This window comes from Streptomyces sp. NPDC005281 (genome assembly GCF_040607495.1).
In the GTDB taxonomy this organism is placed as follows: domain Bacteria; phylum Actinomycetota; class Actinomycetes; order Streptomycetales; family Streptomycetaceae; genus Streptomyces.
The window spans coordinates 105,140-130,310 of the sequence record NZ_JBEXGX010000013.1 but is presented as its reverse complement, the minus strand read 5'-3'; the positions used below and the strand labels follow the sequence as shown (position 1 = coordinate 130,310).

The 25,171-nt window shown below is 72.6% G+C and carries 17 protein-coding genes; 7 read left to right on the top strand and 10 right to left on the bottom strand.

The genetic code is table 11. The features are described from left to right. The first annotated feature begins 97 nt into the window (after positions 1–97). Positions 98–535, top strand: coding sequence for an SRPBCC family protein (locus ABZV42_RS19865; protein ID WP_355979164.1), 438 nt, complete (start codon positions 98–100; stop codon positions 533–535). Between the two features lie 5 nt (positions 536–540). On the opposite strand, the gene ABZV42_RS19860 is transcribed toward ABZV42_RS19865, so the two are convergent. The 6 genes from ABZV42_RS19860 to ABZV42_RS19835 all read right to left on the bottom strand — a co-directional run bounded on the left by ABZV42_RS19860 (position 541) and on the right by ABZV42_RS19835 (position 8,858). Then, the gene (locus tag ABZV42_RS19860; protein ID WP_356052942.1) at positions 541–1,716 is read right to left on the bottom strand and encodes a glycoside hydrolase family 6 protein; all 1,176 of its coding nucleotides are present in this window, start codon (positions 1,714–1,716) and stop codon (positions 541–543) included. Positions 1,717–1,998: 282 nt separating this feature from the next. Continuing rightward, complete coding sequence (locus ABZV42_RS19855; RefSeq protein ID WP_355979170.1) at positions 1,999–3,153, bottom strand: XdhC/CoxI family protein; 1,155 nt, start codon at positions 3,151–3,153, stop codon at positions 1,999–2,001. 44 nt (positions 3,154–3,197) lie between these two features. Further along, a complete protein-coding gene (locus ABZV42_RS19850) occupies positions 3,198–4,655 on the bottom strand; it encodes an NCS2 family permease (protein WP_356052940.1) in 1,458 nt (485 codons plus the stop codon). Positions 4,656–4,975: 320 nt separating this feature from the next. Then, positions 4,976–7,363, bottom strand: a complete 2,388-nt coding sequence (locus ABZV42_RS19845) for a molybdopterin cofactor-binding domain-containing protein (protein WP_355979175.1) — start codon at positions 7,361–7,363, stop codon at positions 4,976–4,978. A gap of 2 nt (positions 7,364–7,365) precedes the next feature. Next, entirely contained in the window at positions 7,366–7,968 is a 603-nt protein-coding gene (locus ABZV42_RS19840; RefSeq protein WP_355979178.1) for a (2Fe-2S)-binding protein, read from the bottom strand. Next, on the bottom strand, positions 7,968–8,858 hold the full coding sequence (locus ABZV42_RS19835; RefSeq protein WP_355979180.1) for a xanthine dehydrogenase family protein subunit M: 891 nt from the start codon (positions 8,856–8,858) through the stop codon (positions 7,968–7,970). Before ABZV42_RS19835 ends, ABZV42_RS19840 begins: the two co-directional genes overlap by 1 nt. Before the next feature lie 416 nt (positions 8,859–9,274). On the opposite strand from ABZV42_RS19835, the gene ABZV42_RS19830 reads away from it, so the two are divergent. Continuing rightward, positions 9,275–10,948 carry a PucR family transcriptional regulator ligand-binding domain-containing protein gene (locus tag ABZV42_RS19830; RefSeq protein WP_356052938.1) on the top strand — a complete coding sequence of 558 codons (1,674 nt, stop codon included), beginning with the start codon at positions 9,275–9,277 and terminating at the stop codon, positions 10,946–10,948. Positions 10,949–11,084: 136 nt separating this feature from the next. Further along, positions 11,085–11,858 (top strand): hypothetical protein, encoded by a 774-nt coding sequence (locus ABZV42_RS19825; RefSeq protein WP_355979185.1) that lies wholly within the window; start codon positions 11,085–11,087, stop codon positions 11,856–11,858. Positions 11,859–11,918: 60 nt separating this feature from the next. Here the strand turns inward: ABZV42_RS19825 and ABZV42_RS19820 are convergent, their stop codons facing one another. Further along, positions 11,919–12,644, bottom strand: coding sequence for a GntR family transcriptional regulator (locus ABZV42_RS19820; RefSeq protein WP_355979394.1), 726 nt, complete (start codon positions 12,642–12,644; stop codon positions 11,919–11,921). 527 nt (positions 12,645–13,171) lie between these two features. On the opposite strand from ABZV42_RS19820, the gene ABZV42_RS19815 reads away from it, so the two are divergent. Continuing rightward, positions 13,172–14,110, top strand: coding sequence for a (2Fe-2S)-binding protein (locus ABZV42_RS19815; protein ID WP_356052936.1), 939 nt, complete (start codon positions 13,172–13,174; stop codon positions 14,108–14,110). A 408-nt stretch (positions 14,111–14,518) separates the two neighbouring features. Then, on the top strand, positions 14,519–15,559 hold the full coding sequence (locus tag ABZV42_RS19810) for a DUF2637 domain-containing protein (RefSeq protein ID WP_355979190.1): 1,041 nt from the start codon (positions 14,519–14,521) through the stop codon (positions 15,557–15,559). Between the two features lie 85 nt (positions 15,560–15,644). On the opposite strand, the gene ABZV42_RS19805 is transcribed toward ABZV42_RS19810, so the two are convergent. After that, positions 15,645–16,097, bottom strand: coding sequence for an ATP-binding protein (locus ABZV42_RS19805; protein ID WP_355979193.1), 453 nt, complete (start codon positions 16,095–16,097; stop codon positions 15,645–15,647). Between the two features lie 215 nt (positions 16,098–16,312). Here ABZV42_RS19805 and ABZV42_RS19800 point away from each other — a divergent pair, with 215 nt between their 5' ends. After that, positions 16,313–19,339, top strand: a complete 3,027-nt coding sequence (locus ABZV42_RS19800; protein ID WP_356052934.1) for a glycoside hydrolase family 38 C-terminal domain-containing protein — start codon at positions 16,313–16,315, stop codon at positions 19,337–19,339. 205 nt (positions 19,340–19,544) lie between these two features. Beyond that, positions 19,545–21,107: a helix-turn-helix domain-containing protein gene (locus ABZV42_RS19795; protein WP_356052931.1), complete on the top strand. Its 1,563-nt coding sequence runs from the start codon at positions 19,545–19,547 to the stop codon at positions 21,105–21,107. A 29-nt stretch (positions 21,108–21,136) separates the two neighbouring features. On the opposite strand, the gene ABZV42_RS19790 is transcribed toward ABZV42_RS19795, so the two are convergent. Both ABZV42_RS19790 and ABZV42_RS19785 read right to left on the bottom strand, forming a co-directional pair. Continuing rightward, entirely contained in the window at positions 21,137–22,879 is a 1,743-nt protein-coding gene (locus tag ABZV42_RS19790; protein ID WP_356052928.1) for a pyruvate dehydrogenase, read from the bottom strand. Between the two features lie 109 nt (positions 22,880–22,988). Further along, positions 22,989–24,554: a protein phosphatase 2C domain-containing protein gene (locus tag ABZV42_RS19785; protein ID WP_356053012.1), complete on the bottom strand. Its 1,566-nt coding sequence runs from the start codon at positions 24,552–24,554 to the stop codon at positions 22,989–22,991. Positions 24,555–25,171 lie beyond the last annotated feature (617 nt).

The window sequence follows — 25,171 nt, the reverse complement described above, 5'->3', positions numbered from 1 at the left end:
CGGGTCGGCGGGTCGCCGGGTCGCCGGGTCGGCGGGTCGGCGGGTCGGCGGGTCAGCCATTCCGCTTCCGCGGCCTTCCGGCGCCTACGATCATGACGTGGTCCTCTTCGTCCTCGAACGCGTGTCCCGGTACTCCGTCGCCGAGAGCTGGGGGCGCCTGACCGACTGGCCCCGGCACGCGGACGTCGTCCCGCTGACCCGGGTCACCGTGCGCACCCCGGCGCCGACTCGGGAGGGCACGTTGTTCGTGGCGCGGTCGGGCCTCGGACCGCTCGCGTTCGACGACCCGATGGAGGTCGTCGTCTGGCACCCGCCGGGCGACGGAGGACCGGGAACGTGCCGGCTGGTCAAGCGCGGCACGTTCGTCACGGGCTGGGCAGAGTTCGAGGTTCACCACGCGGCCGGCGGCGGTTCACGGGTGGTCTGGCGGGAGGATCTGAGCGTGCGCGGCCTGCCCGGCCTCGCCGACCGCCCGCTGGGGTGGTCGGCGAGGTGGATGTTCGGGCGGGCGGTGGACGGGTTGCTGGAGCGGTAGGCAGGTCAGCGCCCCGGGAGAAGCGGCGGTTCGGCCAACCGGGCCAGTTCCAGGGCCTGTTGCGGGAACCAGTCCCCCGCCTTCGGGTCGACCGTGCCGCGCTCGGAATCCTCGGGACCCGCCGTGCCGCGCAGGCAGAGCCCGTCCGACTCACCGGGCGTCTTGATCCACAGCCGGGCGTCCTGGAGCGGGTCGCCGGTGCGCAGCGTGGGGCGGGCGCCGAGACCCCGGTCCGGCGGGTTGCACCAGTCCTGCGCGTCCGTGTACTTGCCCGCCGGCGGGGTCCAGGTGCCCCGGCCGTTGCGGCTGGAGTCCGTGACGAAGTGCTTCATCCGGGATGGCGGGGTCGACACGTGCGCGTCGAGCCAGGTCTGCGCGTCGGCGCGCGGCCACCACTGGTTGGGGCACTCGGCGACGTCACCGCCGCCGCCGGCGTAGGCCAGACAGGACGAGATCAGCTTGCCGTACCAGGAGTTGGCGTCGTCGGTGTTGTAGTTCGAGGCGTTGGTGTAGAAGCCGGAGGCCCGGGACACCCCGCCCTTGATCAGGCGCGGCACGATGTCGTTGACCGCGTGCCAGCCCGGGTGTCCCGTGTCGAGATAGACCCGCGTCCGGGCCAACGGCTCCAGGGCGTCGACCGCGTAGTCGACCTCGGTGTACCGCGCGGCGGTCTTCGTGCCTTGCGCGTCGTCCTGGCCGCAGTCGGAGGGCAGCAGGGCGAGGGCGTCGGGTTCGAGGATCACGATCGCGTCGCCGCGCCCGATCCCGCGCGCCACGGCGTCGATCCACGCCTGGTACTGGGCCGTGTCCGCGGCCCCGCCCGCCGAGTAGTTGGAGCAGTCCCGGCCGGGGATGTCGTACAGCGCCAGCGCGGGAATCGCGCCGTCGCGGCCGGCGTCGCGCACCACCGCGTGGACCTTCTTCTCCACCTCCGCGGGCGTCTCGTCGCCGAACCACACGGCCTGCGGGGTGTTCACCATCGCCACGACGGCCGCCGCGTCATGGAGGCGGCCGGCCCGGGCGAGGCCCAAGGCCTGCCGATACGCCGCGGGGTTGGGCTCGGGGACATACAGGGACGGTCCGCGGCCGGTGGCCTCGGCCGCGTGCGCCGGCGGTACGGCGAAGAGGGCGGCCAGTCCGAGGGACAGAGCGGCGAGCCAGGTGGGCGTGCGTCGTCTCATACGGGTTGACTCCGGGGTCGCAATGGTCACGAGGGACTTGCGGGAGCGCTCCCACAGGAGATTCCCCGAGAGCCGCGCGTGCGTCAATACGGGGTACGGAAGAAGGTCCCCGAAATCAGCGGAACGCCCCGAACCCGACCCGGGAGACGAAGAACGGAACGACCCCGAACCCGGCCCCGGAGACGAAGCGCGGAACGCCCCGGAACCCGACCCGGGAGACGAAGCCACGAAGGACGGCCCCGCGCCTGCCCCCGGCCCTACCCGGTCGCGCCGACGCCGGTCTCAGGCCACCGACCCGATCCGCCGTGCCCGGGCCGAGGGTGTGTCGTGATGGATGGGGGTGTGCGCCCCGGTGAGGGAGACGCCGCTTCCTCCGCGCCGGTCGGCCACGATCTCCGCGGCGATCGACAAGGCCGTCTCCTCGGGGCTCCGCGCCCCCAGGTCCAGGCCGATCGGCGACCTGAGACGGGCCAGCTCGATCTCGGTGACGCCGACCTCGCGCAGCCGTTCGTTGCGGTCCAGGTGGGTGCGGCGCGAACCCATGGCGCCGACGTACGCCACCGGCAGCCGCAGCGCGAGCCGCAGCAGCGGGACGTCGAACTTGGCGTCGTGGGTGAGCACGCACAGGACCGTGCGGGAGTCGACCTCCGTGCGCTCCAGATAGCGGTGGGGCCACTCCACGACGATGTCGTCCGCCTCCGGGAAGCGGGCCGCCGTCGCGAAGACCGGGCGGGCGTCGCAGACCGTGACCCGGTAGCCGAGGAACTTGCCCACGCGCACCAGCGCCGAGGCGAAGTCGACGGCACCGAAGACGATCATGCGCGGGGGCGGCACCGAGGACTCCACCAGAACCGTGAGCGGTGCTCCACAACGAGAGCCCTGCTCTCCGATCTCCACGGTGGTGGTACGGCCGGCGTCCAGCTGGGCCGCCGCCTCACCGGCCACCGTACGGTCGAGTCCGGGGTGGGCGCCGAAGCCGCCCTCGTGGGAGCCGTCGGACCGCACGAGGAGGGCCCGGCCCATCAGCTCGGCGGGCCCGGTCACGACGCGGGCGAGCGCCGCCGCCTCGCCGCCCGCCGCGGCGGCCAGCGCCGCCGCGAACACCGTGCGGCGGGCGGTGTCCCGCGCGCGGACCGGGGTGACGAGGATGTCGATGACACCACCGCAGGTCAGACCTACCGCGAAGGCGTCGTCGTCGCTGTAGCCGAAGCGTTCGAGGACGGTCTCGCCGTCCTCCAGTGCCTGCGTGCACAGGTCGTAGACCGCCCCTTCCACGCAACCGCCCGAGACCGAGCCGATCGCCGTGCCGTCGGAGTCGACGGCGAGCGCGGCGCCGGGCCGGCGGGGCGCGCTGCCGCCGACCGCCACCACGGTGGCGACGGCGAAGTCGCGGCCCTGCTCGACCCACCGGTGCAGTTCTTCGGCGATGTCCAGCATGTCTCGGTCTCCTTGACGACGGTTGCGTGGAAGGGGCTCGGGCGTCAGCGGACGCCCAGCCAGCCCTCGATCGGATGAAGCGCGAAGTAGACGAAGAAGACCGCCGTCAGACCCCACATGAAGGCCCCGATCTCCCGGGCCCTGCCCTGGGCGATCTTGATGGCGACGTAACTGATCACACCGGCCGCCACGCCCGCGGTGATCGAATAGGTGAACGGCATGATCACGACCATCAGGAAGACCGGGACGGCGGTGGCGCGGTCGGCCCAGTCGACGTGGCGCGCGTTCGTCATCATCATGGCGCCGATGACCACCAGGGCCGCCGCCGCGATCTCGCCCGGGACGATCGCCGTGAGCGGGGTGAAGAACAGGCAGGCCGCGAAGAAGAGGCCGGTGACGACGGAGGAGAGGCCCGTACGGGCGCCCTCGCCGACGCCGGTCGCGGACTCGACGAAGACCGTCTGGCCGGAGGCTCCTGCCACTCCGCCGACCGCGCCGCCCGCGCCGTCGATGAACAGCGCCTTCGACAGGCCCGGCATCCGGCCCTTGTCGTCGGCCAGTCCGGCCTCGGTGCCGACGCCGATGATCGTGGCCATCGCGTCGAAGAACCCGGCCAACACCAGAGTGAAGACGATCATGCCGACCGTCATGGCGCCGACATGGCTCCAGCCGCCGAACCCGACCTTGCCGAAGAGCGAGAAGTCGGGCATCGAGACGGCGCTGCCGTGCAGTTCGGGGGCACCGCCGGCCCACTGTCCCGGGTCGATGACACCGGTGGCGTCGAGGACGACCGAGACAACCGTGCCGGAGACGATGCCGATGAGGATCGCTCCGGGGACACCGCGCGCCTGGAGCGCGAAGATCAGCAGCAGGGTCGCCGCGAAGAGCAGCACCGGCCAGCCGGCGAGTTCACCGGTGGACCCGAGGGTGAGGGGGGTCGCCTTGCCCTGGTGCACGAAACCGGCCTTGACCAGGCCGATCAGCGCGATGAACAGGCCGATCCCCATGGTGATGGCGTGCTTGAGCGCCAGCGGGATCGCGTTCATGATCATCTCTCGCAGCCCGGTGACGACCAGGAGCATGATGACCACGCCGTACATCACGCACATCCCCATGGCCTGCGGCCAGGTCATCTGCGGGACGACCTGCGAGGAGAGCACACCGGACACCGAGAGTCCGGCGGCGAGGGCGAGCGGCACCTTGCCGACGAAGCCCATGAGCAGGGTGGTGAAGGCCGCCGCGAACGCGGTCGCGGTGATCAGGGCCTTCTGGCCGAGCGCGTCCCCCGCCACGTCCTTGCCGGACAGGATGAGGGGGTTGAGCAGCAGGATGTACGCCATCGCCATGAAGGTGGTGATGCCGCCGCGCACCTCACGCGCGATCGAACTCTCCCGCTGGGATATGTGGAAGTACCGGTCGAGCCAAGACCGTCCCGCCGGAACGCGGCTGCCCGCGCCCGCGTCCTGCGCGGTGGTCTTCGGCTCCAGTGACTGCTGGGTCATGTGGGCCTGCTCCCAAGGTTCAAAGGGGCACCCGTACAGCCGTCCTGACGGCTGGTCAGTCGCGTTCGCGACTGCGGGATTTGGGATGGTGCTTCGGCCGCACGACCCGGGGGACGGCCCGGGACGAACGCGAAGAACGCTGATGCGGTTGGTGGTTGTCGCTTGCTGTTCTCTGTGTGACTTCCGTCTGCCGACAGCCGATTGCCGACTGCCTGCCGGCGGCTGCTTGCTGCCCGGTTCCGTGAGCGGTGCGGTTACCGGGTGTTCCGGGCGGCGCGACGAGGTGTCCCACGCGCCGCCCGGGGACAACTGCCCGGCGCCTACGCCGTCCCCGTGAGGTGTTCGGGGCGTACCGGCGTCCGGTCGAGCTCCAGACCCGTCGCGTTCCGGATCGCCGCGAGGACGGCCGGGGTGGACGACAGGGTCGGGGCCTCGCCGACGCCACGAAGCCCGTACGGGGCGTGGTCGTCGGCGAGTTCGAGCACGTCGACGGGGATGGTCGGCGTGTCGAGGATGGTGGGGATCAGGTAGTCCGTGAAGGAGGGGTTGCGCACCTTCGCGGTCTTCGGGTCGACGATGATCTCCTCCATGACCGCGATGCCCAGGCCCTGGGTGGTGCCACCCTGGATCTGGCCGATGACGGACAGCGGGTTGAGTGCCTTGCCGACGTCCTGGGCGCAGGCCAGTTCGATGACCTTGACCAGTCCGAGTTCGGTGTCCACCTCGACGACGGCGCGGTGAGCGGCGAAGCTGTACTGGACGTGGCCGTCGCCCTGCCCGGTGCGCAGGTCGAAGGGTTCCGTCGGGCGGTGCCGCCACTCGGCCTCGACCTCGACGCTCTCTCCTTCGAGCACGTCGGCGAGATCGGCGAGGACCTCGCCGCCGTCGGTGACGACCTTGCCGCCCTCCAGGAGGAGTTCGGCGGTGGCCCAGGCGGGGTGGTACGTACCGAACTTGCGGCGGCCGATCTCCAGGACCTTCTCGCGGACCAGCTCGCAGGAGTTCTTGACGGCGCCGCCGGTGACGTACGTCTGACGTGAGGCGGACGTCGAACCGGCGCTGCCCACCCGGGTGTCGGCCGGCTGGATGGTCACCTGCGCGACGCCCAGCTCGGTACGGGCGATCTGCGCGTGGACGGTGACGCCGCCCTGGCCGACCTCCGCCATCGCGGTGTGCACGGTGGCGACTGGCACACCGCCGGCGACCTCCATGCGGACCCTGGCGGTCGAGTAGTCGTCGAAGCCCTCGGAGAAGCCGACGTTCTTGAGACCGACGGCGTACCCGATCCCGCGGACGACGCTCTCGCCGTGCGTGGTGTTGGACAGACCGCCGGGCAGCTGCCGTACGTCGGGCTCCTCCCCCGCGGAGAGCCACTGCCGCTCGGGCGGAAGCGGCATCGCCTTGACGCGGCGCAGGAGTTCGGCGACCGGGGCCGGTGAGTCGACGCGCTGGCCGGTGGGCAGGAGCGAGCCCTGTTCCATCGCGTTGAGCTGCCGGAACGCGACCCGGTCCATGCCCACCTCGTCGGCGAGCTTGTCCATCTGTGCCTCGTACGCGAAGCACGCCTGGACCGCTCCGAAGCCGCGCATGGCGCCGCAGGGCGGGTTGTTGGTGTAGAGCGCGATCGCCTCGATGTCGACGTCGTCGACGACGTACGGGCCGACGCCGAGCGAGGAGGCGTTGCCGACGACCGCCGGGGAGGCCGACGCGTACGCGCCGCCGTCGAGGACGATCCGTGCCTTGACGTGGGTCAACTTGCCGTCCTTGGTCGCCCCGTGCTCGTAGGTGAGCTTGGCGGGGTGGCGGTGGACGTGCCCGAAGAAGGACTCGAAGCGGTTGTAGACGATCTTGACGGGCTTGCCGGTGCGCAGGGCCAGCAGACAGGCGTGGATCTGCATCGACAGGTCCTCGCGGCCGCCGAACGCGCCGCCGACCCCGGAGAGGGTCATCCGGACCTTGTCCTCGGGCAGGCCGAGGACCGGGGCGATCTGGCGCAGGTCGGAGTGCAGCCACTGGGTGGCGATGTACAGCTCGACGCCGCCGTCCTCGGAGGGCACGGCGAGGCCGGACTCGGGGCCGAGGAAGGCCTGGTCCTGCATGCCGAAGGTGTACTCGCCCCGGACGACGAAGTCGGCCTTCCTCGCAGCCTGTTCGGCGTCGCCGCGGACGATCGGCTGGCGGTGCACGATGTTCGGGTGCGGGACGTGGCCGATGTGGTGGTCGTCGCGGCCCTCGTGGACGAGAACCGCGTCGGGCGCGGTCGCGGACGCCTCGTCGGTGATGACCGGCAGCTCGCGGTACTCCACCTTGATCTTGGCGGCGGCGCGGCGTGCGGTCTCCGGGTGGTCGGCGGCGACGATGGCGACGGGCTCGCCGTGGTGACGTACCTTGCCGTGCGCGAGGACCGGGGTGTCCTGGATCTCCAGGCCGTAGTTGCGCACGTCGGTGGGCAGGTCGTCGTACGTCATGACGGCGTACACACCGGGCTGCGCGAGGGCCTCGGAGGTGTCGATGGACACGATCTCGGCGTGCGCGACCGTGGAGCGCAGGATCTGCCCCCACAGCATGTCCTCGTGCCACATGTCGGAGGAGTACGCGAACTCGCCGGTGACCTTGAGGGTGCCGTCCGGGCGGAGCGTGGACTCGCCGATGCCGCCCTTGGTCCCGGAGCCCTGTGTGATGTTCGTGGGTGTGCCGGTCGTTGCCATGGTCAGACCGCCTCGGACTGCCGGGCGGCCGCGAGGCGGACCGCGTCCATGATCTTCTCGTAGCCGGTGCAGCGGCACAGGTTGCCCGAGAGCGCCTCGCGGATGTCCGCGTCGGACGGGTTCGGGGTGCGCTCCAGCATCTCGTCCGCCGCGATCAGCAGACCCGGGGTGCAGAAGCCGCACTGGACGGCTCCGGCGTCGATGAACGCCTGCTGCACGGGGGAGAGTTCGGTGCCCTCACCGGTCTGCGAATCATGGCCCTTGGCGGCCCAGCGCTGGGCCGCGTCGAGCGAAATGCCGCTCGCCTCGGCGGCGTTGCACGTGCCTGTCGCGCAACCGGCTTGCTCCGCACGCTGCTTGGCGAAGTCGGCGAGCCCCTCGACGGTGACGACCTCGTGGCCCTCGACCTGACCCGCGGCGACCAGACAGGAACAGACGGGCACGCCGTCCAGGCGGACGGTGCAGGAGCCGCACTCGCCCTGCTCGCAGGCGTTCTTGGAGCCGGGCAGACCGAGCCGCTCGCGCAGGACGTACAGGAGGCTCTCGCCCTCCCAGACGTCGTCGGCCTCCTGCCTGCGGCCGTTGACGGTGAAATTGACACGCATTACGCGACTCCCTCCGTACGGGCGGCGGTGCCGCGGTAGGACTCCCAGGTCCACATCAGCGTGCGACGGGCCATGACACCGACCGCGTGGCGGCGGTAGCTCGCCGTACCGCGGACGTCGTCGATCGGGTTGCAGGCGGCGGAGCACAGCGCGGCGAACTGCTTCGCCACCGAGGGGGTGATGATCTTTCCGTTGTCCCAGAAGCCGCCCTCGTCGAGCGCCGCGTTCAGGAACTCCTCGGCGGTCTTCGCGCGGACCGGGGTGGGCGCGGCCGAGCCGATGCCGGTGCGGACCGTACGGGTCTCGGGGTGCAGGGCCAGTCCGAAGGCGCACACCGCGATGACCATCGCGTTGCGGGTGCCGACCTTGGAGTACTGCTGGGGTCCGTCGGCGTTCTTGACGTGGACGGCGCGGATCAGCTCGTCGGGCGCGAGCGCGTTGCGCTTCACGCCGGTGTAGAAGTCGTCGATCGGGATCAGCCGCGAACCGCGCACCGACTCGGCCTCGACCTCTGCGCCGGCCGCGAGGAGGGCGGGGTGGGCGTCGCCGGCCGGGGAGGCGGTGCCGAGGTTGCCGCCGACACCGCCGCGGTTGCGGATCTGCGGCGAGGCCACCGTGTGGGAGGCGAGGGCCAGCCCGGGAAGCTCACGGCGCAGGCTCTCCATGATCCGGGTGTACGGGACGGAGGCGCCCAGGCGCACGCTCTGCTCGCCGGCCTCCCACTCGCTCAGCTCTCCGATGCGGTTCAGGTCGAGGAGGTACTCGGGCCTGCGGTGATCGAAGTTGATCTCGACCATCACATCGGTGCCGCCCGCAATCGGCACAGCGGTGGGGTGCTCGGCCTTGGCGGCGAGCGCCTCCTCCCAACTGGCGGGGCGAAGGAAGTCCATGAGTGGCTCTCTTCATTCGTGTCGTGGGGCGTTCTGATCAAGCCAGATCGGGTGCGGCGTCCTCGGCTCGTTCATGAGGTCTCAACAGCGGAGTGGGGCCAGTACACAGTGACGTCCGGCACCAGGGTCAGTCACCGAAACCATGAAGGAGTTCGCTGGCCAGCGCGCGCATCTTGTAGATTCGTATGAACCGAGGTCATCAGCAACCTCTTCGTCTTCCTCCGGAAACGAAGATCCGGTCCTCTGGGAACAGAGGTACGGCCCTGCCGAACAGGGACACGGCCCTTGGGAGAAGGCCCGGGAGCCGGTCCCGCCGGTTCCCGGCACCCGCGGACAGCTCCGCGGAGCCCCGGGACGCCGACGGGCCTCACCACTGATCCATCGTAGATTTCGAGACAAAGAACGGCGGCGACGAAATGCGGCTGCGCGCACTGCTCGACACGGACGCGCTGGGCCTGCGGCTGCTCGGCGGCGAGGACGAGCTCGACCGCACCGTACGCGGTGTGATGACCACCGACCTCAAGGACCCGAGCCGCTACCTCTCGGGCGGCGAACTGGTCCTCACCGGACTCGCCTGGCGGCACGACGCCGAGGACTCCGAGCCGTTCGTCCGCATCCTCGCGAGCACCGGGGTCGCGGCCCTGGCCGCGGGCGAGGCGGAGCTCGGCGACATCCCCGACGACCTGGTCGTGGCCTGCGCCCGGCACCGCATGCCGCTGTTCGCCGTGAACGAGTCGGTCGCCTTCGCCACGATCACCGAGCACGTCGTGCGCCAGGTCTCCGGCGAGCGCGCCGGGGATCTGGCCGCCGTGGTCGAGCGGCACCGGCGCATGATGACCTCGGGCCCGGCGGGCGGCGGCCCCGACGTGGTCCTCGATCTTCTCGGCACCGACCTCGACCTGCGCGCCTGGGTCCTCTCGCCCGCCGGACGGCCCATCGCGGGCTCGAAGCTCGCGGGCGGCGCGCTGCCGGCCGGCACCCGCGCCGAGCTCGCCGCCGCCCATCTGGCGGCGGTCCGCACCGGGCGCCGGGGACCGCACCGGGTCACGGTGGGCCCGGCGATGTACTCGCTCTTCCCGGTCCGCTCCTCCGGGCGGGCCGCGGGCGCCTTCCGGGACGTCCGCGAGACGGTGCTCTCCGACTGGCTGCTCGCGGTCGAGGCGGACGCCGGGGACTGGCCCGAGGAGCGGCTCGACCTGCTCCAGGGCGTCACCCAGCTGATCGCGGTGGAGCGGGACCGGCGCGACGCGGCGCGCACGGTGCGCAGACGGCTCGCGCAGGAGGTCCTGGAGCTGGTCCAGACGGGGGCCGCGCCCGGCGAGATCGCGGCCCGGCTGCGGGTCGCGGCGCCGGTGCTGCTGCCGGGCCTGGGCGCGGCCCCGCACTGGCAGGTCGTGGTGGCGCGGGTCGAGTGGGACGGCGGCGAGATCGAGGGCGGCCCGGTCGCCCAAGCGCTGCTGGAGGAGATCCTCGTCGACCCGCTGTCGCCGGGACCCGAGACCTCCGACCGGATCGCCGTCGCCCACACCGGGGGCGAGGCGGTCGCGCTCGTCCCCCTTCCGGCGGTCCCCTCCGACGAGGACGGCTCCGAGCCCGGCCTGCACGCCGACGCCCTGCTGGCGGCCGTACGGGAGCCGCTGTCCGCCGGCCTGAACGACGACGGCCGGCTCACCATCGGCGTCAGCGCGGCCGTCCACTCGGCCGAGGGGCTGCGCGGCGCCCTGGAGGAGGCCCGGCACGCCCGCCGGGTCGCCGCGGCACGCCCCGGACGCGTCTGCGCGGCCGGGCACCAGGAGCTGGCCTCGCACGTCCTGCTGCTGCCGTTCGTCCCGGACGACGTGCGCCGCGCCTTCACCGCCCGGCTGCTGGACCCGCTGCGCGAGTACGACAGCAGGCACCGCGCGGAGCTGATTACGACCCTGGAGGCGTTCCTCGACTGCGACGGCTCCTGGACGCGCTGTGCGGCCCGTCTGCACCTCCACGTCAACACGCTGCGCTACCGCGTCGGGCGAATCGAGCAGTTGACGAGTCGTGATCTCTCCCGCCTGGAAGACAAGTTGGACTTCTTCCTGGCACTGCGGATGAGCTGACCCCAGGAGCCCCTGGCGGCACGGCACAGGATCAATGACTTTGTGAAATCCTTCACCTACCCTCTTGGCCGGGCCCGGTGATCCGTGCTGAGATGCCACCACTCAACAGCTCAATGGTGTGCTCGGGGAGGGCAACGTGGCGCATACCGCCATGTCTGGTACCGGAACGACTGCAGGGGACGATCCACTCCAGACCGCGGTATGGCGGCTGCGCTCGCGCGCCTGCTGGGCCGACGCGGCGGCGCTGATCCAGCCGTTGACGGCGGGGCCCGCTCTACAGAGAGCGTCGCTCCTGGTCGAGCGCTGTCTCTACACCGAACAGGGCTGGGCCGAGGCGGAGGACGCGCTGCGCACCGCCGAGGCGCTGGCCCAGAGCGACGAGGAGCGGGGCGCGGCCGCCTGCGAGCGGGGTCAACTCGCCTACGCCGCAACCCTGCTGAGGGTGCGCGACCGGGCCGACGAGGCGCGTGCGGCGCTAGGACGGGCCGCGGCACTGCTCGCGCCGGGTGTGCCGGGCAGGGCCCTGCTGGACTTCCGGCGCGGACTGCTCGCCGAGAACCTCGCCCACGCGCCGCAGGCGGCCCGCGCCGCGTACCGGAGGGCGCACGCGGGCGCGACCGCCCAGAACGACTCCCTGCTGCTGTCCTTCACCTGGCGGCATCTCGCCGGAATCGCCCTGCGCGAGGGGGAGTTGGCGGAGGCGCGGCACGGCTTCGCCGAATCCCTGCGGATCCGGGAGGAGTTGGGGTACCTCGTCGGTACGGCCCCGGCGCTGGCGTCCCTCGCCGACGCCGAGTCCGAGCCGGAGGCCTCGCGGCTGCGGGCGGAGGCGGGACGGCTGTTCCGGCTGCTGGGGGGCGTCCCCCTGTGGCTGGCGGACCAGTTGTCCCCGCCCGCGGCGACGGCCTGACCACGTACGGGCGGGCGGGCACTTCGCCCGCCCGCGGCGGTGGCACGGGGACCGGGGTTCTCAGGGCGCGCCGGTGAAGTGCTCCCGTACCAGCGCCTGGACGACCACCAGGTCCTCGGCGATCAACGCGTCCAGCAGCGCGGTGTGTTCGGCGGCGTCGGCCACCAGGTCGGCGCGCCCTCGGGAGACGGGGCCGCCGACGAGGGGCCACTGGGCCCGGCGGTGCAGATCGTCGGCGATGCGCACCAACTGCTCGTTGCCCGCGAGGGCGAGCACCGCACGGTGGAAGGACCGGTCGGACTCCGCGTAGGTCGCGCGGCAGCCCGAGGAGGCGGCCCGCACGGTGGCCTCGGCGAGCGGGCGCAGCTCGGCCCAGCGGGCGGCGGGCACGGTGCGCGCGAGCCGGAGCATCACCGGGACCTCGATCAGGCCCCGGATCTCGGCGAGTTCGGCCACTTCCCGGGTGCCTCGCTCGATGACGCGGAAGCCGCGGTTGGGGACGACCTGGACGGCGCCCTCGAGGGCGAGTTGCTGCATCGCCTCCCGGACGGGCGTGGCCGACACCCCGAAGCGCTCGCCTAGCGCGGGCGCCGAGTACACCTCACCGGGGGCGAGTTCACCGGCGACGAGCGCGGTGCGCAGGGCGTCGAGAATCTGCCCCCGCACGGAGGCGCGCTGCACGACGGGGCGGGCGGCCTCCGCGCGGACAGCGGGGCGGCCCTCGTCGATGGGCCCTGGCCGGACGCTCCCGGGGCGTACACGCGGACGCGCCTCCTCGGCCCGCACGGGCCGGGCACTCTCCGGACGCGCCTCGTCGGCGTGTACGGGCCTGACGTTCCCGGGGTTCCCGGCGGGGCGGGTGCCGTCCGTACGTACGGCGGGACGGGTGTCCTCGGTGCGCGGGTGCGGGATCGGCACCTCGCTGTGCGTGTGCTCGCCACGGGCCGAGGCCAGGATCAGGGGGGTGCCGATGCCCGGCTCGGAACCCGGGCCGGCGCCGAAACCGTCGCCCACGACGCTCGCGCGCGCTCCCCCGACCCGTCCCGCGTCCACGGGTCCCGGCTGCTGCGGAACCCGGAAGGTGCCCGCGAGGGCGTCCGGGGCCCACGACCCGGAGCCGTGCGCGCTGCGCGGACCGGTCTGCTCCACGGTTCCTCCTCCGGGTCGGTGGTACGGGGGATTCCCCTGGGGTGAAGGCGGCGGTTGTTACCCGTCCGTCAAGCACGATAGGCGCACACGGGCTCAGTTCAAACACCCGGGAGGCGGGGTAAGGTAAGGCTTACCTGCTAACGATCGTGAAGCGATGGTTCCGCATGTCGACTCCCACCCTGTCCGCCGAAGACGTCGCGGCCGCCGGAGCCGCCGCAGCCGCGACGGCCGCGACGCCGACCACGGACGGCCCGTCCGGTCCGGACGCGCCGTCCGCCGCCGTGTCGCCCGTCGCGGACGCCTACGCGCGGCTCGGCGAGGTCTTCCCCGGCCTGGGTGTCACCGAGCTGGGAGCGGGAGATGCGGCCCCGCGGGGCGCGGGCTGGGCCGCCGCCGCCCGGCTCGCCGAGGGCGGGCCGGACCTCGACGCCCTTCTCGCCTGGGACGAGGCCCAGGTGGTCCGGGACTACGGCGCGCGGGCACGGCCCGACGTCGTGGCCGGCTTCGGACTGCACCGGTACGCCTGGCCGGCCTGCCTGCTGATCACCGTGCCGTGGTTCCTTCGGCGCCGGGTGCCGCACCTCCCTGTGGAGGACGTCACATTCCATCGCGAGCTCGGCAGGATGGCCGTCCGGATCACCACGTTCGCCTGTCTGCCGGACGACCCGGCTGCCGCTCTGCCCGGCGCGCGGGTCGTACCGGACGAGGAGGCGCTGCGCGCGGAGGTGCGGGCGGCGGTGGCCGGGCACCTGGAGCCCGTCCTCGGCGGATTCGGGCCGCGGATGCGACGGCGCGGCCGGGCCCTGTGGGGCATGGCGACGGACGAGGTGGTCGAGGGCCTCTGGTACGTCGCCCATCTGTTCGGCGAGGAGGAGCGCGCGCTGCGCGAGCTCGAACTGCTGCTGCCGGGCTCGACCCGGCCGTACGCCGGTTCGGCGGCCTTCCGCGAACTGACCGGTCCCGACGGGGAGTCCCTGCCCACCCGCGACCGGGTGAGCTGCTGCCTCTTCTACACCCTGCGCCCAGCCGACACCTGCGTCACCTGCCCGCGCACCTGCGACGCGGCCCGCGTCACCAAGTTGACTGCCGCCGCCGCGAGTTGAGACGCCTGGGGCGCGCGCACGGCCGCACACGCCCCAGGGCGTGTGCGGCCGCACACGCGCGCCCCTGAACCGGAACCGGCCGCGACCCCTCGAAGCACTCACGAAGGCTCACGGGGCACCCCTTGAGCGCCGGGGGGCCCGCCCATGAGCCGTCCACGGAACCATCCACAGATCACAGGTGCTTCACGAATTCCTCACTTGTCACGGGAACTCTCCGCGGAACCATCCGTATGGGTAGTCTTATTCGTACTCAACTCCCGTCCCTCGTGCGGCAGTTCGAGCAGAATGCCGCCCTGTGCAGTTCCTTGCACCACCTTGGCGGCCTCTTGCCCCGAAACCCCCTGAGGGCCGACGTGATTGGTCCACTATGGCGGGCATTACGCCCTATCCCAATGCAAGGGACCCCAGATGAGACTGACCGACATATCGCTGAACTGGCTGCTTCCAGGCGCCGTTCTGCTCCTGGGCCTGCTGGCGGCGGTGGCGGTGCTCGCACGCGGCAAGCGGTCCGGGGACAGCACGAGCAGCGACGACTCGTGGGAGCGCACCGAGGAGCGCCGCAGGCGTAAGGAGGCCGTCTACGGCACGGCGTCCTATGTCCTGCTGTTCTGCTGTGCCGCCGTCGCGGCGGCACTCTCCTTCCACGGCCTGGTCGGCTTCGGCCAGCAGAACCTCGGCCTCTCCGGCGGCTGGGAGTACCTGGTCCCGTTCGGTCTGGACGGCGCGGCGATGTTCTGCTCCGTCCTCGCGGTGCGCGAGGCCAGCCACGGTGACGCGGCGCTCGGCTCCCGCATACTCGTGTGGACCTTCGCGGGTGCCGCCGCCTGGTTCAACTGGGTGCACGCGCCCCGGGGCGTGGCCCACGCCGGCGCTCCGCAGTTCTTCGCGGGCATGTCCCTGTCGGCCGCCGTCCTGTTCGACCGGGCCCTGAAGCAGACCCGCCGGGCCGCCCTGCGTGAGCAGGGTCTGGTGCCGCGTCCGCTGCCGCAGATCCGTATCGTCCGCTGGCTGCGCGCGCCCCGTGAGACGTACAGCGCCTGGTCGCTGATGCTCCTGGAGAACGTCCGGTCCCTGGACGAGGCCGTGGACGAGGTGCGCGAGGACCGGCGTCAGAAGGAGCAGACCCGGCTGCGCCGCCGCAACGAGGAGCGGGTCGAGCGAGCGCATCTGAAGGCGCTCAGCCGTGGTCACCGCGGCTTCCCCGGACGCGGCGCCGCCGGGGAACTGGAGACCACGACCGTGGAGCGCGCCCCGGCCGGGGCCTCCACGGAGCCTGCCATATCCACCGCGGAGCAGCTGCCCGTACGATCGCGGCCCTCCCTCACCCCCGTCCGCAAGAGCACCGAGCCGATCACCGTCGACCTCACCACGGAGGACGAAACGATGGCCCTGCCCCGGCTCGACTCGCTGGAGCGCAAGCTGAAGGACCTTGAGCGGCAGTTCGGCTGAGCCACACGCGGCCTGCCGCGGGCGCGGCGCCGGCCCGTCCGCGGCTGCGGACGGGCCCGGACACGACAGCGGCGGCGCGGTGTTCCTACACCGCGTCGCCGTTCAGTTCGAACCAGACCGCCTTGCCCACCCCGTGGGACCGTACGCCCCACGCGTCGGCCAGGGACTGGACGAGGACGAGGCCCCTGCCGTGCGTACCGTCGTCGGCGTTCGGTACGCGCAGTCTGGGCCTGCGCCCTACGAAGTCCCGGACCTCCACGCGCAGTCCGCCCGGTCCGATGGTCGCCGTCAGGACGGCGTCGTCATCCGTGTGGATGAGCGCGTTGGTGACGAGCTCACTGGTCAAGAGCTCCGCCGTCTCGGCCCTGCCCGGTTTCCCCCAGTGCCGTAAGTGCTCCCTCAGCGCCTTGCGCGCCTCGGGCACCGCCCTCAGATCCGCCTTGCCCAGCCGGCGCCGGAGCTGCGCGCCGGCCGGTCGGTCCGTCGCCCCCTCGGACGCTTCCTCCACTGGATCGGTGGAGAAGGCCCCCTTGGTCATGGGACCACCTCCTGGTGCGTGCCGTTTCATGACCCCCGCCTGCGTGCCGATGTCGGGTCCCCTCTGCTCGAACACGTTCACGGGATCCATGCCCTCTTCGGGAACGTGACAGTCATGTCGAATCATCAACCGCCTGCCGTACGGTCACGGGTGCGCGACGGCCGCACGGGGAAGTGAAGGGTTCGACAGAGCCGTCCCAGCACAGAGGAGCCGCCGTGCACGACGACCGTTCGCTGGTGGAGGCCCGGCTGGAGCGCGCGCTGCGGCAGTTCCTGCGCCCCGCGCAGTACGGGGAGCGGGTGCCGCTCACTCTCTCCGTGTGGCACGTGCCGGGCGAGCCGGTGCCCGTCGGGCAGGCTCTCCAGGCCTCCTACGAGCCCTTCACGACGGGCACGGTCTGGGGAAAACCCTGGTCGACGAGCTGGTTCCGCATCGAGGGCCGGGTGCCCGGGGAATGGGCGGGCCGCCCGGTCGAGGTGGTGATCGACCCCGGGTTCACCGGGGACGGCCCCGGGTTCCAGGCGGAGGGGCTGCTGTACGACGCGGCCGGCGTCCCCCTCAAGGGCATCCACCCGCGCAACCGCCATCTGACGGTCGGGGCGCCGGCGAGGGGAGGCGAGGCGGTCCGCCTGCTGCTGGAGGCGGCGGCGAACCCCGCCGTCCTGCACGGCTTCGAGCCCACGCGCCTCGGAGACGTGCTGACCGCAGGCGATGGGCCGATCTACCGATTCGCGTCTGCCGATCTCGCCGTACTCGACGAGGAGGTGTGGCGTCTCGTCCTCGACATCGAGGTCCTCTCGGAGCTGATGTACGAGCTGGATCCGCAGCGGCCGCGGCGGCACGAGATCCTGCGCGCGCTGGAGAACATGCTCGACGCCCTCGATCTGCACGACGTGTCCGGCACGGCCCAGGCGGCACGGGCCGAGCTGACGGAGGCGCTGTCCCGGCCCGCGTCGGCCAGCGCGCACCGCGTCTCGGCGACCGGGCACGCGCACATCGACTCGGCGTGGCTGTGGCCGCTGCGCGAGACGGTCCGCAAGGCCTCCCGCACCTTCGCCAACGTCACCGCGCTGGCCCTCGACTATCCGGAGCTGGTCTTCGCCTGTTCCCAGGCCCAGCAGTACGCCTGGGTCAAGGAGCACCAGCCGCACATCTGGGAGCGCATCAAGAAGGCGGTGGAGCAGGGCAATTGGGCTCCGGTGGGTTCGATGTGGGTGGAGTCCGACGCCAACATGCCGGGCGGTGAGGCGCTGGCCCGGCAGATCGTGCACGGCAAGCGGTTCTTCCGGGAGGAACTGGGCGTCGAGACCGAGGAGATCTGGCTGCCGGACTCCTTCGGCTACACGGCCGCGTTCCCGCAACTGGCGAAACTGGCGGGCGTCCGCTGGTTCCTCACCCAGAAGCTGAGCTGGAACCAGAGCAACAGGATGCCCCACCACACCTTCTGGTGGGAGGGCATCGACGGCACCCGGGTCTTCACTCACTTCCCGCCCGTGGACACCTACAACTCGCAGTTCCACGGCCGCGAACTCGCCCACGCGGAACGCAACTTCGCGGAGAAGGGCCGGGCCACCCGTTCGCTGGTCCCGTTCGGCTGGGGCGACGGCGGGGGCGGCCCGACCCGCGAGATGCTGGAGAAGGCAAGGCGCTTGCGGTCCCTGGAGGGATCACCGCGCGTCGAGGTCGAGAAACCGTCGGCGTTCTTCGCCGCCGCCGAGGAGGAGTACGCGGCCCAGGCGCCGGTCTGGTCGGGCGAGCTGTATCTGGAGCTGCACCGGGCCACCTACACCACGCAGGCCAAGACCAAGCAGGGCAACCGGCACTCCGAACACGCCCTGCGCGAGGCCGAGTTGTGGTGCGCCACGGCCGCCGTGCGCGAACCGTCGTACAGCTACCCGTACGACGCCCTCGACCGGCTCTGGAAGACGGTGCTGCTGCACCAGTTCCACGACATCCTGCCCGGCTCCTCGATCGCCTGGGTGCACCGGGAGGCCCGCGACACGTACGCGCGGGTGCTCGCGGAGCTGGCGGACCTCACGGCGGAGGCGCTACGGGCTCTCGGATCCGGCTCCCCGGCGGTCCTGAACGCCTCGCCCTACGAGCGGACCGAAGTGGTCGGGGAGGGACTGGTGACGGTACCGGCGCTGGGCGGCGCCGCCGTGCCCGCCGAGGGGCTGCCGGGCCCCACCGTTCGGGCCGAACGGGCCGACGGCGCGATCGTGTTGGAGAACGACCGGCTGCGGGTGCGGATCGACGGCGACGGGCTGTTGACCTCCGTACGGGATCTCGCGCACGGCCGGGAGGTGCTGTGCGGTCCGGGCAATCTGCTCCAGCTCCACCCCGACCATCCCAACGCCTGGGACGCCTGGGACATCGACCGGCACTACCGGCGCACCCACACGGACCTGACGGCCGCCGAGTCGGTGGAGCTGGTGGAGAACGGACCCCTGCGGGCGACCGTGCGGGTCACACGGGCCTTCGGCTCCTCCCGGATCACCCAGGAGATCCGGCTGACGGCCGCGAGCCGCCGGGTGGACATCGTGACGGACGTCGACTGGCGGGAGTCGGAGAAGGTCCTCAAGGCCGCCTTCCCCCTCGACGTCCAGGCCGAACGGTCCGCCGCCGAGATCCAGTTCGGGCACGTCCACCGGCCCACCCACGCCAACACCGGCTGGGACGCGGCCCGTTTCGAGATCTGCGCCCACCGCTGGCTGCGGGTCGCGGAGGAGTCGTACGGCGTCGCGGTGCTCAACGACTCGACGTACGGCCACGACGTGACCCGTACCCCGCATGCCGACGGCCTCGGCACCACCGTGCGGCTGACCCTGCTGCGCGCCCCGCGCAGCCCGGACCCGGAGACCGATCTCGGCACACACCGGTTCACGTACGCGCTGCTGCCGGGGGCGGGCGTGGGAGACGCCGTGGCGGAGGGGCTCGCGCTCAATCTGCCGCTGCGGCAGGCCTCGGTACCGGCTCCCGAACCGCTGGTGAGCGTCGACGACCCGGCCGTCACCGTCGAGTCCGTCAAGCTCGCGGAGGACCGCGGCGGCGATGTGGTGGTGCGGCTGTACGAGTCCCGGGGCGGCCGGGCCCGCGCGAGGGTGACCGCCGGTTTCCCGGTCTCCCGGGCCGAGGTGACCGACCTGCTGGAACGGCCGCTGCACGAGGCCCCGCCGGAGATCGAGCTGCGGCCGTTCCAGATCCTCACCCTGCGACTGCGGCCCGCCCGCCAGGGCCTGTGAGCCGGGGCCGGAGCAGGGCCCGCTGTGCACGTGCCCGACGACGATCGCGGTGCGGCGGGTCTGCTCGCGGGCGGTCGCGTCGCCGTTCGTGCGTGTGCTTCCCGAACGGCACCCCGTCCGCAACGGTGGAACCGTCCCAGGCCGTCCGGCCTCTCCTTAGGGGAGTGCCTGGGATGCCGTCCGGGGACGGAAAGCGGGGGACACGATGGCGCACCAGGACGATGCCGAGGAATTCGCGGCGCTGCTGAGGAAGTTGAAGGGCCGCTCCGACCGCAGCTACGCCGCGCTCGCCCGTCGCCTGAACATGAACGCCTCGACGCTGCACCGGTATTGCGCGGGGGAAGCGGTGCCGCTCGGGTTCGCGCCCGTGGAGCGGTTCGCCGCGATGTGCGGGGCGAGCCCGGCCGAACGGGTCGAACTCCACCGGCGGTGGATCCTCGCGGTGGCGGCCCGGCAACGGCCCCGGACGCCCCACGCCGCAGAGCCCGCCGAGCCCACCCCGCCCGGCTCTTCAGCCGGGGAGTCCGCGTCTCCGACCCCCGCGCCCACGGCGTCGTCCAGCCCCTCGAAGCCACCGGTTCCGGAACCGGATCCGGCGTCGCCCGGCTCCTCGCCGACGACCACCCAGGAAACCCAGGCCACCCGGACGAACGAGGAGACCGGAGAGACGGCGGCGGGGACCGCAGGGACAGTGGCGGAGACCGGAGAGACGGTGGCAAAGGCCCTGTCGCCGCGGACCGGACCGGACACGGCCGAAGCCCCGCCGCCGGGTACCGCCCTCGCGTCCGCTCCCGCGGAGTGTGCCCCGGAAGGCTCCGCCACCTCGCCCCCCGAGCCGGCCGGAGTGCCGCGCACCCTCTGGTACAGGCGCCGTGTCACGGTCGTCGCGGCGGTCGTGACCGCGCTGCTCGCCACCTTGGGCAGCCTGTCCGCCCTGCCGTCCGGGCACTCCGCGAAGGACGCCGGCCGGCGGGTGGCCGACGCGCCGGCCGCGAAGGCGGCAGGCGCGCGGCGCGGATCGGCGACACCGTCCGCGTCCCCCTCCGCCGCACACGGCCGGCCGTCAAGCTCCCCGACCCCGAGCGCGTCCGGCAGTCGCGACAGCTCGCCGAGCGCGTCCACGAGCCCCTCCCCCACCGGCGTCTCGGCCGGGCCCCCGCTCACCTGGACCGTGAACTCCCATCGCTGGGCGGTCGGTTGCGGTCACGTCTACGTCATCGACAAGGCGCCCGAGCAGGTACCGCCGCCCCCGGCGCCGCAGGACGCCTCCCCGTGGGCGCGGACGCAGAACGCGGTGCACGGCGAGGAGACGCTCGTGGACATCACCGTGCAGGGGCGGTCCGACGCGGCCGTCGTCCTGGAGGCGCTGCGGGTGCGCGTCGTCGGACGCTCGGCCCCACTGAAGGGCACGGCCTACTCCACGGGTGGGGGCTGCGGCGGCGCCATGGCCCCCGGCGCCTTCACCGTCGACCTGGACATAAACCGGCCCATTGCCCAGCCGGTCTCGGGCGAGGGCGGCGACGGGGAGCGCCTTCCGGCCCGGCGTATGCCCTACCGGGTGTCCGTGAAGGATCCCGAGGTGCTGATGATCGACGCCCAGACCGTCACCTGCGACTGCCGCTGGTACCTGGAGCTCGAATGGTCCTCGCGGGGCCGCACCGGCACGGCACGCATCGACGACGACGGTCAGCCGTTCCGTACGAGCAGCATCAAGGGGCTGCCGCACTACTGGTACGGACAGAACGGCTGGACCCCGGTCTCCCACTGAACGAGGCCCGCGGCACACCCCACGAGGCTCTACAGGCGGGGCACGTTGCGCAGGTTCGAGCGCGCCATCTGCACCATCCGGCCGACGCCGCCGTCCAGCACGATCTTCGACGCCGAGAGCGCGAAGCCCGTCACCATGTCCGCGCTGATCTTCGGCGGGATGGAGAGCGCGTTCGGGTCGGTGACGACGTCGACGAGGGCCGGTCCCTTGTGCCGGAAGGCGTCCTTGAGGGCACCTGCGAGGTGCTTGGGCTTCTCGACCCTGATGCCGAACGCCCCGCAGGCACGGGCCACCGCCGCGAAGTCGGGGTTCTTGTTGGTGGTGCCGTAGGAGGGCAGCCCGGCGACCAGCATCTCCAACTCGACCATGCTCAGGGAGGAGTTGTTGAAGAGAACGACCTTCACCGGCAGGTCGTACTGCACGAGGGTGAGGAAGTCGCCCATCAGCATGGAGAATCCGCCGTCGCCCGACATCGACACGACCTGGCGCTCCCGGTCGGTGAACTGGGCGCCGATCGCCATCGGCAGCGCGTTCGCCATCGACCCGTGCGAGAACGAACCGATCACCCGGCGGCTGCCGTTGGGCGAGATGTAGCGCGCCGCCCAGACGTTGCACATTCCGGTGTCGACCGTGAACACCGCGTCGTCGTCGGCGAGTTCGTCGAGCACCGAGGCGACGTACTCGGGATGGATCGGGACGTGCCTGTCGACCTTGCGGGTGTACGCCTTGACGACCCCTTCGAGGGCGTCCGCGTGTTTCTTCAGCATTTTGTCGAGAAATCGCCTGTTCCCCTTGGGCCGCACCCGCGGGATCAGACAGCGCAGCGTCTCCTTCACATCACCCCACACCGCCAGGTCCAGCTTCGTCCGGCGCCCCAGATTCTCCGGCCGCACGTCGACCTGGACGATCTCGACATCGTCGGGGAGGAAGGCGTTGTACGGGAAGTCGGTGCCCAGCAGGATCAGCAGGTCGCACTCGTGGGTCGCCTCGTAGGCCGCGCCGTAACCGAGGAGCCCGCTCATGCCGACGTCGAAGGGATTGTCGTACTGAATCCATTCCTTGCCGCGCAGCGCGTGCCCCACCGGGGACTTGATCTTCTCGGCGAACTGCATGACCTCGGCGTGCGCGCCCGCCGTGCCGCTCCCGCAGAACAGGGTGACCTTCTCCGCCGCGTCGATCATCGCGACGAGCCTGTCGATCTCGGCGTCGCCCGGCCGCACGGTGGGCCGGGAGGTCACGAGGGCGGTCTCGACGGTCTTGTCCGGGGCGGGCGCGGAGGCGATGTCGCCGGGCAGCGAGACGACGCTGACACCGGACTGGCCGACCGCGTGCTGGATGGCGGTCTGGAGCAGCCGGGGCATCTGCTGGGGATTGGAGATGAGTTCGCTGTAATGACTGCACTCGCGGAAGAGCTGGTCGGGATGGGTCTCCTGGAAGTAGCCGAGGCCGATCTCGCTGGAGGGGATCTGCGAGGCGAGGGCCAGGACCGGGGCCATGGAGCGGTGTGCGTCGTACAGGCCGTTGATGAGGTGGAGGTTGCCAGGTCCGCAGGATCCGGCGCAGGCCGCGAGCGTGCCGGTGACCTGGGCCTCGGCGCTCGCGGCGAACGCGGCGGTCTCCTCGTGGCGTACCTGGATCCAGTCGATGGCCGCGTTGCGCCGGATCGCGTCGACGACCGGGTTGAGGCTGTCGCCGACGACTCCGTACAGCCGTTTGACGCCTGCGCGGACCAGGATGTCGACGAACTGCTCGGCGACGTTCTGCTTGGCCATGCTGCACGCACCTCTTCGTGGTCCTCGAAGCCCTCGGGTTCTCCGGGTCCCCCTGTTCCCCGGCCCGTCCCTCGGTTCCATGAAGTCACAGCGCGCGCGGTTACGCCTCCTACGCCTCCCACACGGCGGCGGCCGTCCGGTCGTCGGCGTACCCCTTGACCCGCACCGACGCGTCCGCGAGGAAGGCGGCCAGACCGGGCGGCTCCCCCGCCGACCACCGGCTGGTCAGATGGTCGGACAGCTCGGGTTCGCCGCGCAGGGGCTCCGCGAGGCCGCCCGTGCACAGCAGGAGCGTGTCACCCGGGCGGGCGACGGAGGCCCGGAACCGGAAGGGCGCGTGCGGCGGCCGGGGGGCGGGTTCGTACGGGCTCGGTGGCGTCGTGATGCCCAGGTCCATGGTGAGCCGGTCGCCCTCCGGGGTCTCGTGGGGCGGCGATCCGAAGCCGACGACGGCCTCCCCGGCCGTGTCGGCGACGCGCGGTTCGATGTCCTGCCACTCGCCGTCCCGCAGCCGGAACAGGCCGCCCGCGCCGACGCCGAAGAAGACCCGCGTACGGCACTGGGGATCGGCGGTCAGCAGCAGACAGCGCAGTCCCGCGGTGTACTCCTCGGGTTCGACGCCCTGCTCCGCCGCGCTCGCCCGCAGCCTGCCGAGGCTGCGGTCGGTGAGCCGGTGCAGTCCCGACTTCAGCTCGCCGCGCCGGGCGGCCCTGATGTCGTCGGCGAGTCGCTCGTGGCTGCGCCCGACGGCCTGCCCGATCCACCGGCACGCCTCCGCCGCGGCCAGGTGCGCGCCCGAGGTGGCGCGCGCGCCGGTCGCCATCGCGACCAGGACGAGGGCCTGTTCGCCCGTTCCGAACCGGGCCGTCAGCAGCGCGTCCCGGCGCGGTTCGCCCCGGTAGCGCGCGGAGTCCCCGCGTACGGACACCGCCCGCAGAGTGCTCGTCCCGTACCGAGCGCCGTCCAGAACGGTGTCCGCGACCAGGTCACCGAGCTCGTCGGGCTCGGCGGCCGGCAGCGCGGTCGGTTCGGGGTCGTAGGTGGGCGGGCCGGAGCCGACGTGGCCGGCGGGGGGCGGCGGCTCGATCACGGAGAGGACCGTCTCCCGTGGCCCGTCCACGGGCAGGTCCGCGAGGGCCGGCTGGGTCGGTGGTGTACGGAAGCCTCCGGTGGTGCTCGGCAGCGCGTCCGCGGCGGGGCCGTGGGGCGCCGCGGGAGTGGATACGGCGGGAGCCGCGCCCGGCGGTTCGGGGGGCGGCGTGCCCGGTACGGCCGGAGCCGTGCCCGGTACGGCTGGCGGCGTGCCCGGTACGGCCGGAGCCGTGCCCGGTACGGCTGGCGGCGTGCCCGGTACGGAAGGAGGCGTGCCCGGCGGTACCGCGGGAGCCGCCGCGGGTTTCGGTGGCACGTCCGACGGCGCCCTCGACGCCGGCACCCGGCCGGCGGAAGGTGCCGCGGACGGGTCGCTCCGGGTCTCCCGGGACATGTGCGGGCCGGGTTCCTGTGCGGTGAACCCCGGCGGCCTCGGGCCGGGTGGCAGGGCCGCGGGAGCGGCCGGGGCGGGACCGGAGGGCGGGAGGTCCCAGACCGGCGGCTCCCAGGGGGTGGGCTCCCACGGGGTGGGCTCCCAGGACGCGGGTTCCGAGGGGGGCGTCTCGCGGCCGGGCGGGCCCATGTCCGCGCCAGCCCCCGGAACCGGGCCCCGCTCCCAGCGGCCCGGCCGGGACGCCTGCTCGTCCGGGGGCGTCGCGTCGGCCGGGTTCGCGCCGGCCTGGGCGGCGGAGTCCGTGGCGCCGTGACGCGGCCCCGGTCCGGCGGGAGGCGGCATCGGCGGCGGCGGCCTTCCCGGCTCGGGGGACGCGGGCTCCGGCACGGTGGGAGGCCGCTCGGGGGACGCGGGCTCGACGGTGGGAGGACGATCGGGGCGCGGCGGACCGTCGGGCCCGCGTGCGCCGGGCCGCCGGACGGAACCGGGCCAGGGGACGGACGCCGGGTCCGCCCCGGACCTCGGATCCGAGGCGGACCCCGCGTCCGACGACACGGGCCGCCGCTCGGGCGCGGGCGGAGCATCCGGTGCGGGGTTCCGCGCCGACGTGGGCGGCGCATCCGCCACGGGCCGCCGCTCCGGTGCGGGCCGGGTATCGGACGAGGGCGTCCGTGCCGACGCGGTCCTGGCGTCGGACAGGGGCCTGCGCCCGAGTGTGGGCCGGGCGTCCGGTCCTGGTTCCTGACCCGGGTCGAGTCCGTCGCCGAGCGTCCCCGACGCCGACGCGAACCGGTCGTCGAGGGATT